Source organism: Streptomyces sp. CO7, assembly GCF_053474865.1.
This window is the reverse complement of the sequence record NZ_JBRIOU010000011.1, coordinates 1-13,444: the sequence shown is the minus strand read 5'-3', so window position 1 is coordinate 13,444 and position 13,444 is coordinate 1. Positions and strand designations below refer to the sequence as shown.

Here is a 13,444-nt window from a genome sequence, read left to right as displayed (position 1 = left end):
CTACAGGACTGACGCCGCGCCCGCCCGGTACCCGCCCGGGGCGGACACGGAACCGGGGGCCCGCACCTGTCCGTGCGGGCCCCCGGTTCCGTCGACGCGGTGTACGGCGGTCAGCCGAGTCGCGACTCCAGTTCGGCGATGATCTCGCCGACGCCGACCGCGGTCTGCTCCCCGGACTCCATGTCCTTCAGCTGGACGACGCCCTCGGCGAGGTCCCGCTCGCCCGCGACGATCGTGAAGCGCGCGCCGGAGCGGTGGGCGCTCTTCATGGCGCTCTTGAGCCCCTTGCCGCCGAAGCAGAAGTCCGCCGCGACGCCCACCTTGCGCAGCTCGGTGACCTTGGCGAACAGCAGGCGCCGGGCCTCCTCGCCCATCGGCACGGCGAAGACGCTGGTGGTGGCGGGCAGGTCCAGCTCCACGCCCTCGGCCTCCAGGGCGAGCACCGTGCGGTCGACGCCGAGCGCCCAGCCCACGGACGGCAGCGCCGGGCCGCCGATCATCTCGGAGAGGCCGTCGTAACGGCCGCCGCCGCCCACCGCGGACTGCGAGCCGAGGCCGTCGTGGACGAACTCGAAGGTGGTGCGGGTGTAGTAGTCCAGGCCGCGCACCAGCTTGGGGTCGTCCTCGAAGACGACGCCCGCGGCGGTGATCAGCTCGCGGACCTCCTCGTGGTAGGCCTTGCAGGCCTCGCACAGGTGGTCCTTGAGCAGGGGCGCGTCGACGAGCTGCTTCTGCACGTCGGCCCGCTTGTCGTCGAGGACGCGCAGCGGGTTGATCTCGGCGCGGCGCAGCGTCTCCTCGTCGAGGTCCAGGCCGCGCAGGAAGTCCTGCAGCGCGGCCCGGTAGGCCGGGCGGCACTCCTTGTCGCCGAGGCTGTTGAGCAGGATGCGGAAGTTCCGCAGGCCCAGCGAGCGGTACGCCTGGTCGGCGAGGATGATCAGCTCGGCGTCCAGTGCCGGGTCCTCCGCGCCGATCGCCTCGGCGCCCACCTGCGAGAAGTGGCGGTAGCGGCCCTTCTGCGGGCGCTCGTAGCGGTAGTAGGAGCCGGAGTACCAGAGCTTCACCGGGAGGTTGCCGGCCTTGTGGAGGTTGGCCTCCAGCGCGGCGCGCAGCACCGAGGCGGTGCCCTCCGGGCGCAGCGCGAGCTCGCTGCCGCCCTTGGTGGTGAGCGTGTACATCTCCTTGGTGACGATGTCGGTGGACTCGCCGACGCCGCGGGCGAACAGCTCGACGTCCTCGAAGCCGGGCGTCTCGATGTAGCCGTAGCCGGAGTTGCGCAGCGGGGCCGAGATCGCGTCGCGGACCGCCAGGAAGCGGGCGGAGTTCGGCGGGATCAGGTCGTAGGTGCCCTTGGGGGCCTTGAAAGTGCTCACGGGTGTTCTCTCGTCACATTCCTCGTCGGGGGGCCCGGAGGCCCTCCGGGCCGGCGGCCGCCTGCCGCAGATACGGGTTGGCGGCGCGCTCCTGGCCGATGGTCGTCTGGGGGCCGTGGCCGGACAGGACGACGGTGGTGTCGTCCAGCGGCAGGCACACGCGGGCCAGCGACGCGAGCATGTCGTCCATGTCGCCGCCCGGCAGGTCGGTCCGTCCGATGGAGCCGGCGAACAGCAGATCCCCGGAGAAGAACACGGACGGCACGTCCGCGCTCTCGGGCATCCGGAAGGTCACCGACCCCTTGGTATGGCCCGGTGCGTGCGCCACGGAGAACTCGAGGCCCGCGAGTTCCAGCGCGGAGCCGTCGCTCAGCTCCTTGACGTCGTCGGGCTCCCCCACGGTCAGCTCACCCATGAGCGGCATGCCGATGGACCGGCCGAGCGCCTTCTCGGGGTCGCTCATCATGTACCGGTCCGCCGGGTGGATCCAGGCGGGCACGTCGTGCGCGCCGCACACCGGGACGACCGAGGCGACGTGGTCGATGTGTCCATGGGTGAGGACGACCGCGACAGGCTTGAGCCGATGCTTCCTGAGCGTCTCCTCGACTCCCTGGGCGGCCTGGTGGCCGGGGTCGATGATCACGCATTCCTCGCCGGCTCCGGGGGCGACGAGATAACAGTTCGTCCCCCAGGCACCGGCCGGGAACCCGGCAATGAGCACGATCGTCCCTCGTTGTGTCGATACGGGCGGCGGCTATCCGGCCAACCCTGGCCTCAGCAGCCTACCGGCGCTGCCGAATCATCGGCGAACCCATATACGGTACGGGGCACACGTACGCGGTCGGCTCAGGAGGCTCACGCGGCCCGGTCGACGCACGATTCGCACGAGGAGTGAGACCCGGTGGTCAGCCAGGAACAGCGGCGGCGTCAGCTCGCCCGGGAGAAGTTCTTGCGCCAGCAGCAGCGGCGCACCGAGACCCGCCGCAAGGCGCGCATTCGGAACGCGGTGGTCGCGTCGGTCCTCGGCGTGGTCCTGGTCGGCAGCGTCGCGCTGTACACCACGGGCACCCTGCGCGAGGACGGCGAGAACACGGCGGCGAGCGCGGACGCCTCGCCGAGCGCCCAGCCGAGCAAGGCGCCCGACCCCTGCGAGAAGCCCGCGGCGGGCAAGGTCGAGGAGATGACCTTCAAGGAGGAGCCGAAGCTCGACCTCGACAAGTCGGCGAAGTACACGATGACGCTGGACACCACGTGCGGCGACATCCCGGTCGCGCTGGACGCCGCGGGCGCGCCGCACACCGTGAACTCCTTCAAGTTCCTGGCCGGCAAGGGCTACTTCGACCACACGAAGTGCCACCGCCTGACGACGCAGGGCATCTACGTCCTGCAGTGCGGCGACCCGACGGCCTCCGGCTCCGGCGGCCCGGGCTACGAACTCAAGGACGAGAACCTCAAGTCGGACGCCCTGAAGAAGAACACGTACCCGACGGGCACGGTCGCCATGGCCAACGCCGGTCCGAACACCAACGGCAGCCAGTTCTTCCTGGTCTACAAGGACAGCCCGCTGCCGCCGAACTACACCCCCTTCGGCAAGCTCGACGCGAAGGGCCTGGCCGTCCTGGACAAGATCGCCAAGGCCGGTGAGAGCACCGGCGCGGGGGACGGCGCCCCCAACGCGACGGTGGTCATCGAGAAGGCGACCGTCACCGCGTCCTGATGTCAGCGGCCTGTCTGCCGTGACCGCCGTGACCACCGCGTGGGCCGATATTCGGTCGCGCGGAATGCGGACAGGCCACCCGCCGGTCGCCTATGTTGACCGGTGACGAAACTGTGGAGGATGCCCGGGGCCACGAAACACCCCGCGGCATCATGTGGAGGAGGCGCTGTGAGCAGCGACCCGTGGGGCCGCGTCGACGAGACGGGGACCGTGTACGTGCGTACGGCCGACGGCGAGAAGGTGGTCGGCTCCTGGCAGGCCGGCTCCCCCGACGAGGCGTTGGCCTACTTCGAGCGCAAGTACGAGGGCCTGGTTGTCGAGATCGGCCTCCTCGAGCGGAGGGTGAGGACCACCGACCTCGCCGCGAAGGACGCCCTGGCCGCCGTGGAGCACCTGCGCGAGCAGGTCGACGCCCATCACGCGGTGGGCGACCTGGACGCGCTGCGCGCGCGTCTGGACAAGCTCGTGGCGACGGTCGACTCGCGTCGGGAGGAGCGCAAGGCTCAGCGGGCCAAGCAGTCCGAGGAGGCGCGTCAGGCCAAGGAGGCGCTGGTCGCCGAGGCCGAGGAGCTGGCGCAGTCCGAGCAGTGGCGGTCGGCCGGCGAGCGGCTGCGCGCGCTGGTGGACACCTGGAAGGGGCTGCCGCGGCTGGACCGCAAGTCCGACGACGAGCTGTGGCACCGCTTCTCGCACGCCCGCAGCGCGTTCTCCAAGCGCCGCAAGGCCCACTTCGCGCAGCTGGACGCGCAGCGCGAGGACGCCCGCAAGGTCAAGGAGCGCCTGGTCGCCGAGGCCGAGTCGCTGTCCGGGTCGACCGACTGGGGTCCGACGGCCGCCCGTTACCGCGAGCTGATGACCGAGTGGAAGGCCGCGGGCCGCGCCCAGCGCGAGCACGAGGACGAGCTGTGGAACCGCTTCCGCGGCGCCCAGGACGTCTTCTTCGCCGCCCGCGGCTCGGTCTTCGCCGAGCGGGACGCCGAGCAGGCGGAGAACCTGAAGCTGAAGGAGGAGCTGGCCGAGGAGGCCGAGAGGATCCTCCCGGTCACCGACCTCAAGTCGGCGCGTGCCGCCTTCCGTTCGGTCAACGAGCGGTGGGAGGCCATCGGTCACGTCCCGCGGGACGCGCGCCCGAAGGTCGAGGGCCGGATGCACGCGGTGGAGCGGGCGATCCAGGAGGCCGAGGAGGCCGAGTGGCGCCGCACCAACCCGGAGGCGCGGGCGCGCGCCGCGGGTCTGACCGGTCAGCTGCAGGCCGCCGTGGACAAGCTCGAGGGCCAGATCGAGCAGGCGCGCGCGCAGGGCAACACCGCCCGGGCGGAGAAGCTCGAGCGTGAGCTGGAGGGCCGTCGGGCCCTGCTGGACCAGGCCCTGAAGGGTCTCCAGGAGTTCGGCGGCTGACCGTCGTCCGACTGCTCCGAAGCCCCCGGCCGCCGCGCGGCCGGGGGCTTCGCCGTGCGGGCCCCCGCGCGGAGGGCCCGCGGTGGGTCAGCGGGTCTGCCGGGCCGAGGTGACCCGGTAGACGTCGTAGACGCCCTCCACGCCCCGTACGGCCTTCAGGACGTGGCCCAGGTGCTTGGGGTCACCCATCTCGAAGGTGAACCGCGAGGTGGCCACCCGGTCGCGCGAGGTCTGCACCGCGGCCGACAGGATGTTGACGTGCTGGTCGGACAGGACGCGGGTCACGTCGGACAGGAGCCGGGAGCGGTCCAGGGCCTCGACCTGGATGGCGACCAGGAACACCGAGGACTGGGTGGGCGCCCACTCCACCTCGAGCATCCGCTCGGGCTCGCGGGAGAGCGAGTCGACGTTGACGCAGTCGGTGCGGTGCACCGAGACCCCGCTGCCGCGGGTCACGAAGCCGATGATCGGGTCGCCGGGCACCGGCGTGCAGCACCGGGCCAGCTTGACCCACACGTCGTCGACGCCCTTGACGACCACGCCCGGGTCGGCGCTGGAGCGCCGCTTGCGGGTGCGGGCCGGCGGGATGCTCTCGTCGACCTCCTCGCTGGCCGCCTCCTCGCCGCCCATCGCCTGGACCAGCTTCTGCACGACGTTCTGCGCGGCCACGTGGCCCTCGCCGATCGCGGCGTACAGCGAGGAGATGTCCGGGTAGCGCATCTCGTGCGCGATGGTGACCAGGGAGTCGCCGGTGAGGATCCGCTGGATCGGCAGGTTCTGCTTGCGCATGGCCCGCGCGATGGCGTCCTTGCCGTGCTCGATCGCCTCGTCGCGGCGCTCCTTGGAGAACCAGGCGCGGATCTTGTTGCGGGCGCGCGGCGACTTGACGAAGCCGAGCCAGTCGCGGGAGGGGCCGGCGTTGTCGGCCTTGGAGGTGAAGACCTCCACCGTGTCGCCGTTGTCCAGGGTCGACTCCAGCGGCACCAAGCGGCCGTTGACGCGGGCGCCGATGGTGCGGTCGCCGACCTCGGTGTGGACGGCGTAGGCGAAGTCGACCGGCGTCGCCCCGGCGGGCAGCGCTATCACGTCGCCCTTGGGGGTGAAGACGAAGACCTCGTTGCGGGAGAGGTCGAAGCGCAGCGAGTCGAGGAACTCGCCGGGGTCCTCGGTCTCCTTCTGCCAGTCGAGGAGCTGGCGCAGCCAGGCCATGTCGTTGACCGCGTCCTTGTCCTTGCCGGACCCACCGGAGCGCGGGGCGTCGGTGCGGACCTTGGAGGCGCCGGCCACGGCCTCCTGCTTGTACTTCCAGTGCGCGGCGATGCCGTACTCGGCGCGGCGGTGCATGTCGAAGGTGCGGATCTGCAGCTCGACCGGCTTGCCGCCGGGCCCGATGACCGTCGTGTGCAGCGACTGGTACATGTTGAACTTGGGCATCGCGATGTAGTCCTTGAACCGGCCGGGGACCGGGTTCCATCGCGCGTGCACCGTGCCGAGGGCCGCGTAGCAGTCGCGGACGGTGTCCACGAGGACGCGGATGCCCACCAGGTCGTAGATCTCCGCGAAGTCGCGGCCGCGGACGATCATCTTCTGGTAGACGCTGTAGTAGTGCTTGGGGCGCCCGGTGACGGTCGCCTTGATGCGGGCGGCCCGCAGATCCGCCTGGACCTCGTCGATGACCGTGGCGAGGTACTCGTCGCGCTTGGGGGCGCGCTCGGCGACCAGGCGGACGATCTCGTCGTACATCTTGGGGTAGAGGATCGCGAAGGCGAGGTCCTCCAGCTCCCACTTGATGGTGTTCATGCCCAGCCGGTGGGCCAGCGGGGCGTAGATCTCGAGGGTCTCGCGGGCCTTCTTCTCCTGCTTCTCCCGCTTCAGGTAGCGCATGGTGCGCATGTTGTGCAGGCGGTCCGCGAGCTTGATCACCAGGACCCGGGGGTCCTTGGCCATCGCGACGACCATCTTGCGCACCGTCTCGGCCTGCGCGGCCTCGCCGAACTTGACCTTGTCCAGCTTGGTCACGCCGTCGACCAGCAGGGCCACGGTGTCGCCGAAGTCCTGGCGCAGCTGCTCCAGGCCGTACTCGGTGTCCTCGACGGTGTCGTGGAGCAGCCCGGCCATCAGCGTCGCCGGGTCCATGCCGAGCTCGGCGAGGATGGTGGTGACCGCGAGCGGGTGGGTGATGTACGGGTCGCCGCTCTTGCGCTTCTGGCCGCGGTGCCAGCGCTCGGCGACCTGGTAGGCCTTCTCGATCTGGCGGAGCGTGGACGACTCGATCTTCGGGTCGTTGCCGCGCACTATCCGCAGCAGGGGCTCCAGGACCGGGTTGTACGCGCTGGAGCGCTGTACGCCGAGACGGGCGAGACGGGCGCGGACACGGCTGGAGGAGCCGGACCTCGAGGCGGCGCCGCTCGCGGCGGCGCCGGCCGGTCCGGTGGTGCGGGTCGAGGGCCGGGGGCGCGCCTCCTCGGCCGGCGCGGCGGCCGCCCGTTCCTGGGCGCGGCCGGGCGCCGCCGGGGCGGCGGCGGGGTCCTCGCGGATGTCCTGCGCGTCCGTGTCCGGCGCTGGGGTCGCCGCGTCGTCCTTCGCCCGCTCGGGCTGGGCGGCGGTCAGTGACTGGGCCTCGTCTGGCAAGAGGACTCCTCGGGCGCGGTCCGGGTCACCCGGTCGGGCCCCGGAGATCCCATGGTAGCGAGCGTTCCCCCTCCGACGCCCGTCAGCCTGCCCGGCGGCCGGTTTCCCGGACCGGGGCGGCTCCTGGGAGGGGACAGAGCCGGACCCCGGGCACAAGGCCCGGGGTCCGGCTGGGTGGAGCTGTGGGGCGGGGTGGAGCCGAGGGGTCAGACGACGAGCAGCGCCGCGAGCGGGGCGCCGTCCAGGGCCGGCTCCAGGCGAGCCCGGCCGTGCAGGAAGGCGAGCTCCATGAGGACCGCGAGACCCGCGACCTCGGCTCCCGCCCTGCGCACCAGCTGCAGGGAGGCCTCCGCCGTGCCGCCCGTGGCGAGCACGTCGTCGACGACCAGCACCCGGTCCTCGGGGGCCAGGTCCTCCGCGTGCACCTCGATCTCCGCCGATCCGTACTCCAGGTCGTACGCCTGGCTCAGCGTCGCGCCGGGCAGCTTGCCGGCCTTGCGGACCGGGATGAACCCGATCCCGGCCCGCACCGCCGCCGGCGCGCCGAGGATGAAGCCGCGGGCCTCCAGGCCCACGATCTTCGTCGCCCCGGTGCGCGCCGCGATCTCCGCCAGCGCGTCGGTGAGCGCGCCGAAGGCCTCGGGGTCCGCGAGCAGCGGCGTGATGTCCTTGAACCTCACGCCGGGCTCGGGGTAGTCCTCGACCTCGCGGATGCGGCTGAGCAGCAGCGCCTGGACGTCGGTCACGGCGTCATCGCCTCCGTCCGGACGCCCGGCCGCTGCGGCCGGCCCGCGGGCCCACCACGGCGGGGCCGGAGCCCTCCGGGTCGTCCTCCGCGGTCCCGGCGTCCACGCCGGCCACCGCGGTGGCGCCCTCGCCGGCCTGCGCCCGCTTGGCGAGCACCCGGCGGCGCAGCGCCTTCATCTGCGGCTCGGTCTCCTTGAGGTCGGCGACCAGCGGCGTGGCGATGAAGATCGACGAGTAGGCGCCGGCCGCGAGACCGACGAAGAGCGACAGCGAGATGTCGTTCAGCATGCCGGCGCCCAGGACGCCGCCACCGATGAACAGCAGGCCCGCCACCGGCAGCAGCGCCACCACGGTGGTGTTGATGGAGCGGACCAGGGTGCCGTTGATCGACCGGTTGGCCACGTCCCGGTACGTCCAGCGGGTCTGCTTGGTGAGGTCCTTGGTCTGCTCCTTGAGGCTGTCGAAGACGACGACCGTGTCGTAGAGCGAGTAACCGAGGATGGTCAGCAGACCGATCACGGTGCCCGGGGTGACCTCGAAGCCCACCAGGGCATAGACGCCGACCGTGATGGTGATGTCGTGGATCAGGGCCACCAGGGCGGCCACCGCCATCCGCCACTCGAAGGCGATGGCGAGGTAGATGACCACCAGGACCATGAAGATGGCCAGGCCCTGCCATGCCTTGGCGGCGATCTGCTCACCCCAGCTGGGGCCGACCAGCTCGGCGTTGATCTGCTCGGGGTCGACCTTCAGCTTGTCGGCGAGCTCGGTCTTGATCGCGTCGGACTTCTGCGTGTCGATGCCCGCGACCTGGATGCGCATGCCGCCGGTGCCCAGACCCTGGACGATCGCGTCGTGGCCGGAGGCGTCCTCGGCGTACGACTCGGCCTGGGAGACCGAGACGCTCGTCTTCGGGGTCGTGAAGACGGCGCCGCCCTGGAACTCGATGCCCATGTGCAGACCGGGCTTGAACAGGCCGAAGACGGCGAGGACCGTGATCAGGATCGAGACGCCGTACCAGATCTTGCGCTTGCCGACGAAGTCGTAGCCGACCTCGCCGCGGTGGAGCCGGGCGCCGAGGGTGCCGAGTTTCGACATCTCAGGCCTCCTTGGGTTCGACGAGGGCGGAGGAGGAGGGACGACGCGTGCGGCGCAGCGGGGGCTGCACGCCCAGGCGCTTGGGGTCCAGACCGGACCAGCTGTTGCCGCTGGAGAAGAACTTCGTGCGGGCCAGCAGCGTCATCAGCGGCTTGGTGAAGAGGAACACCACGACCACGTCGAGCAGGGTGGTCAGACCGAGGGTGAACGCGAAGCCCTGGACCTTGCCGACGGTGACCACGAAGAGGACCGCGGCGGCGAGGAACGACACGAAGTCGGAGACCAGGATGGTGCGCCGGGCGCGCGGCCAGGCACGCTCCACGGCCGGGCGCAGCGTGCGTCCGTCGCGGATCTCGTCGCGGATGCGCTCGAAGTACACGATGAACGAGTCCGCGGTGATGCCGATGGCCACGATGGCGCCGCAGACGGCCGGCAGGTTCAGCGCGAAGCCGATGCCGGGGCCGAGCAGCGACATGATCGAGTAGGTCAGCGCGGCCGAGACCAGCAGCGAGACGATCGCGATCAGCGACAGGCCGCGGTAGTAGACCAGCAGGTAGATCACGACCAGGGCGAGGCCGATGGCGCCGGCGATCAGACCGGCTTCCAGCTGCTCGCCGCCGAGGGCCGGGGTCACCGTGGTGACGCTGTCCTCCTCGAAGGTCAGCGGGAGGGCGCCGTAGGACAGCATGTTCGCCAGCGCCTGGGCCTCCTCCTGGCCGAAGCTGCCGGAGATCTCGGCGTTGCCGCCGGTCAGCGCCTCGCTGACGCGCGGGTCGGAGACGACCTCGCCGTCGAGCACGATGGCGAACTGGTTCATCGGCGGGGCCTGGGTGGCCAGCTGGCCGGTGATGTCGCCGAACTTCTTGCGGCCCTCGGAGGTGAACTCCATGGTGACGGTCCAGCCGGCGCCGGTCTGGGTGTTCAGGACGGCCTGGGCGTCGTCGACGTCGGTGCCGTCGACCTCGGCGGCGCCGAGGATGTACTTCTGCCAGGGGCCGTCGCCGTTGCGGCCGCAGGCGACCGTGGAGTCCTCGGGCTTGCTGTCCTTGCCGGCGGTGGCGCGCTGCTTGGGGTCGCTGCAGTCGAGCTTGGCGTAGGCGGCCTGCACCTTCTCGTCGACCGGCGCGGTGGTCTGCGCGGGCGCGGGGCTCTCCGCCGGGGCCTCGGTGGCGCCGGTGGCGTCCGGGGAGGGAGTGGCGGTGGCGGCCTTGAGGCCCTCGGTCAGCGCACGGCCCTGGGGCGAGGCGGAGGCCTTCGCGGACGGGTCGGAGGCCTCGGGGGCGGAGGGCGACGCACTGTTCTTGCCCGCGGGGTCGGCCGACGGGGAGGCCCCGTCGGTGGCGCCCGGAGTCGGGACCGCGGCCTCGCCGCCGGAGACCTCCAGCTGCACCACGGGACGGAAGTACAGCTTGGCGGTGGTGCCGACCTGGTCCCGGGCCTGCTGCGAGTTGGTGCCCTTGGGGACGTTGACGATGATGTTCTTGTCGCCCTGGGTCTGGACCTCGGCCTCGGAGACGCCCAGGCCGTTGACCCGGCGCTCCATGATGTCGACCGCCGTGGCCATGTTCGTCGGGTTGATCGCCGACTCCTGGCCCTTCTCGGCGACCGCGCGCAGCGTGATGCTGGTGCCGCCGGCCAGGTCGATGCCGAGACGCGGGGTGGTGTGTCCGGAGACGAACATGCCTCCGGTGAGCGCCACCAGGGCGATCAGGATCAGGGCGAGGGCGCGTCCCGGCTTGCCCGGCGCGTTCGCGCTGCGGCCCTTCTTAGGTGCTGCCACCTTCTCGTACTCCCTCTCGGGCCGCCGCGCGCACCTGTGCGGTCGGCGGACGGCCATGACAAGTTCGGACCCCGTACGGAACGCTGGTGTTCCCCCCCGGGGTGCGCGGGGTGCGACCGGTCACCCCCCACGCCGGAGCGTGCCTACTTGGCGTCGGACTCGCCGTCGGTCTTCCTCGGCTCGTCCTCGGCCTTCTTGCCCAGGTCCACGACCTGGTCGTCGGCGACGGCACGGGTGTCCGCGTCGGCGTCCTCGTCGGTGAGGGAGGAGGCGTCGTCGGGGACGACGTCGTCCTTCAGCTCGGCCTCGATGCCGTGCACGATGCGGTTGTACTCCTCATCGGTCAGGACCGCGCCGATGGAGTTCTTCGCGAAGAGCAGCTCCACGCCGGGACCCGCGTCGAGCAGGACCGTCTCGTCGCTGACCTCCTTGACCGTGGCGTACATGCCCCCGATCGTCCGGACGCCGGTACCGGGCTGCATCTGATTCCGCATGTCGGCGGCCTGCTGCTGCTTCTTCTTGGCCGAGCGGGTCATCAGGAACATGGCCCCGATAAGAATGATGAACGGGAAAAGGGTCAAGATATCCACGGGACGGAGATTTCCTTCGCACGACCGCGATCGTGAGCGGCCTGTTGACGGGGGTGGGGTGGGCGCCGCCCACAGGGGCGGCATCGGCGGAGTCTAAGCGAGCCCGCGCGCATGGAACAACGCCCAGCATGTCACCGGGGTTCCTTCCGTAGCGAGCTTTACCTCCCGTCACACACCCCTCACGCCCCGAACAGGTCGCCTTGTCCGTTCCCTGCCGTCCTGCCGACGGCGCCGGGCACCGCGGCGCCCGGCGGGGTGAGCCCCAGGTGGGCCCAGGCCGCGGGGGTGGCGATCCGGCCGCGGGGTGTGCGGGCCAGCAGGCCCTCCCGCACCAGGAACGGCTCGGCGACCTCCTCGACCGTCTCGCGCTCCTCCCCCACCGCCACGGCCAGCGTCGACAGGCCCACCGGGCCGCCGCCGAACAGCTTGAGCAGCGCTTCGAGCACGCCCCGGTCCAGCCGGTCCAGGCCACGGGTGTCCACCTCGTACACCTGGAGCGCCGCGGAAGCCACCTCACGGGTGATGACGCCGTCCGTCTTGACCTGCGCGTAGTCCCGCACGCGGCGCAGCAGCCGGTTGGCGATGCGGGGGGTGCCGCGGGAGCGGCCGGCGATCTCGGCGGCGCCGTCGGCGTCGATCTCCACGTCGAGCAGCCGGGCCGAGCGGTGGATCACGCGCTCCAGCTCGTCGGGGGCGTAGAACTCCATGTGCGCGGTGAAACCGAACCGGTCCCGCAGCGGCGGGGGCAGCAGCCCGGCCCGGGTGGTGGCTCCGACCAGGGTGAACGGGGGCAGCTCCAGCGGGATGGCGGTGGCGCCGGGGCCCTTGCCGACGATCACGTCGACCCGGAAGTCCTCCATGGCCATGTACAGCATCTCCTCGGCCGGCCGCGACATGCGGTGGATCTCGTCGAGGAAGAGGACCTCGCCCTCCTGGAGCGAGGAGAGGATCGCGGCGAGGTCGCCCGCGTGCTGGATGGCCGGGCCGCTGGTGATGCGGATCGGGGCGCCCATCTCGGCCGCGATGATCATGGAGAGGGTCGTCTTGCCCAGACCGGGTGCGCCGGAGAGCAGCACGTGGTCGGCGGTGGCGCCGCGGGCACGGGCGGCCCGCAGCACCAGGTCGAGCTGCTCGCGGACCTTCTCCTGGCCGATGAACTCGCCCAGGTCCTTGGGGCGCAGCGCGGCCTCGACCGCCTGGTCCTCGCCGTCCGCGGAGGCGCCGACCAGCCGCTCGGGGGCGGTGCGGTCGTCGGTGGTGTCGTCCCAGTTCACCCAGGTCTCCTAGCGGGCTCGGTTGAGGGTCTGCAGCGCGGCCTTCAGCAGGCGCCCGATCTGCGGGTCGGCCTCCGCCTCGGCCTGCGGGGCGATCGCCTCCACGGCCTCGTCCGCCTCGCGGGCCGCGTAGCCGAGGCCGACCAGGGCCGCGTGCAGCTGGTCGCGCCAGCCGGCCGGGCCGAGGGCGACGCCGACGGCGGGACGGGCGGGCGAGCCGACGGGGGCGCCGAGCCGGTCCTTGAGCTCGAGGAGGAGCTTCTGCGCTCCCTTCTTGCCGATGCCGGGGACCGCGGTGAGCGCCTTCTCGTCGCCGGAGGCCACCGCGCGCCGGAGCGCGTCGGGGCTGTGCACGGCGAGCATGGCCTGGGCGAGCCGGGGGCCGACGCCGCTGGCGGTCTGCAGCAGCTCGAAGACCTGCCGCTCGTCGTCGTCGGCGAAGCCGTAGAGCGTCAGGGAGTCCTCGCGGACCACCAGCGAGGTGGCCAGGCGGGCGTTCTCGCCCTGGCGGAGCCGGGAGAGGGTGTCGGGGGTGCACTGCACGGCGATGCCGATGCCGCCCACCTCGACCACGGCGGAGTCCGGGGCGAGGGCGGCGACCGGGCCGCTCACGAAGGCGATCATGACGGGCGGCGGCCTTTCGGTTGCGGGGTGTCGGCCCGTGAGGGGTCGACCGGTGAGGACGTGCGGGCGGGACCGGGCGAGGTCGCGGGGCCGGAAGAGGGCTCCCGGCCGGACGAGGGCTCCCGGCCGGACGAGGTCTCGGCGTCGGACGAGGACCGGGGGCCGGAAGAGGCGCCGGTGCCGGGTGAGGCCGCGGGGGGCCTTGCCCTGGC

At 71.9% G+C, this 13,444-nt stretch carries 12 protein-coding genes; 3 read left to right on the top strand and 9 right to left on the bottom strand.

Annotated features, from left to right (window positions below):
- Positions 1–110: 110 nt before the first annotated feature.
- The gene (gene hisS, locus ACOV8S_RS29125) at positions 111–1,373 is read right to left on the bottom strand and encodes a histidine--tRNA ligase (protein ID WP_448321485.1); all 1,263 of its coding nucleotides are present in this window, start codon (positions 1,371–1,373) and stop codon (positions 111–113) included.
- Positions 1,374–1,386: 13 nt separating this feature from the next.
- Positions 1,387–2,094, bottom strand: coding sequence for an MBL fold metallo-hydrolase (locus ACOV8S_RS29120; protein WP_448321484.1), 708 nt, complete (start codon positions 2,092–2,094; stop codon positions 1,387–1,389).
- Positions 2,095–2,274: 180 nt separating this feature from the next.
- On the opposite strand from ACOV8S_RS29120, the gene ACOV8S_RS29115 reads away from it, so the two are divergent.
- Both ACOV8S_RS29115 and ACOV8S_RS29110 read left to right on the top strand, forming a co-directional pair.
- Entirely contained in the window at positions 2,275–3,090 is an 816-nt protein-coding gene (locus ACOV8S_RS29115) for a peptidylprolyl isomerase (protein ID WP_448321483.1), read from the top strand.
- A 168-nt stretch (positions 3,091–3,258) separates the two neighbouring features.
- Positions 3,259–4,488 (top strand): DUF349 domain-containing protein, encoded by a 1,230-nt coding sequence (locus ACOV8S_RS29110; protein WP_351112247.1) that lies wholly within the window; start codon positions 3,259–3,261, stop codon positions 4,486–4,488.
- Between the two features lie 87 nt (positions 4,489–4,575).
- On the opposite strand, the gene ACOV8S_RS29105 is transcribed toward ACOV8S_RS29110, so the two are convergent.
- From ACOV8S_RS29105 to ruvA, 7 genes are all read right to left on the bottom strand, one after another.
- Positions 4,576–7,119 (bottom strand): RelA/SpoT family protein, encoded by a 2,544-nt coding sequence (locus tag ACOV8S_RS29105; RefSeq protein ID WP_448321482.1) that lies wholly within the window; start codon positions 7,117–7,119, stop codon positions 4,576–4,578.
- A gap of 206 nt (positions 7,120–7,325) precedes the next feature.
- Entirely contained in the window at positions 7,326–7,865 is a 540-nt protein-coding gene (locus ACOV8S_RS29100; RefSeq protein WP_448321481.1) for an adenine phosphoribosyltransferase, read from the bottom strand.
- 4 nt (positions 7,866–7,869) lie between these two features.
- Complete coding sequence (gene secF, locus ACOV8S_RS29095) at positions 7,870–8,964, bottom strand: protein translocase subunit SecF (RefSeq protein WP_448321480.1); 1,095 nt, start codon at positions 8,962–8,964, stop codon at positions 7,870–7,872.
- 1 nt (position 8,965) lies between these two features.
- Positions 8,966–10,744, bottom strand: coding sequence for a protein translocase subunit SecD (secD, locus tag ACOV8S_RS29090; RefSeq protein ID WP_448321479.1), 1,779 nt, complete (start codon positions 10,742–10,744; stop codon positions 8,966–8,968).
- Between the two features lie 143 nt (positions 10,745–10,887).
- Positions 10,888–11,334 (bottom strand): preprotein translocase subunit YajC, encoded by a 447-nt coding sequence (gene yajC, locus ACOV8S_RS29085; protein ID WP_448321478.1) that lies wholly within the window; start codon positions 11,332–11,334, stop codon positions 10,888–10,890.
- A gap of 179 nt (positions 11,335–11,513) precedes the next feature.
- Positions 11,514–12,608, bottom strand: coding sequence for a Holliday junction branch migration DNA helicase RuvB (gene ruvB, locus ACOV8S_RS29080; RefSeq protein WP_448321477.1), 1,095 nt, complete (start codon positions 12,606–12,608; stop codon positions 11,514–11,516).
- A gap of 9 nt (positions 12,609–12,617) precedes the next feature.
- A complete protein-coding gene (gene ruvA, locus ACOV8S_RS29075) occupies positions 12,618–13,232 on the bottom strand; it encodes a Holliday junction branch migration protein RuvA (RefSeq protein ID WP_448321476.1) in 615 nt (204 codons plus the stop codon).
- Between the two features lie 27 nt (positions 13,233–13,259).
- On the opposite strand from ruvA, the gene ACOV8S_RS29070 reads away from it, so the two are divergent.
- On the top strand, positions 13,260–13,444 hold a 185-nt coding region (locus ACOV8S_RS29070; protein WP_448321475.1), incomplete at its 3' end, for a hypothetical protein.

Excerpts from the sequence above, each read along its gene's own strand:
- secF (WP_448321480.1), bottom strand. The coding sequence starts at position 8,964 with ATGTCGAAACTCGGCACCCTCGGCGCCCGGCTCCACCGCGGCGAGGTC.
- ruvA (WP_448321476.1), bottom strand. The coding sequence starts at position 13,232 with ATGATCGCCTTCGTGAGCGGCCCGGTCGCCGCCCTCGCCCCGGACTCC.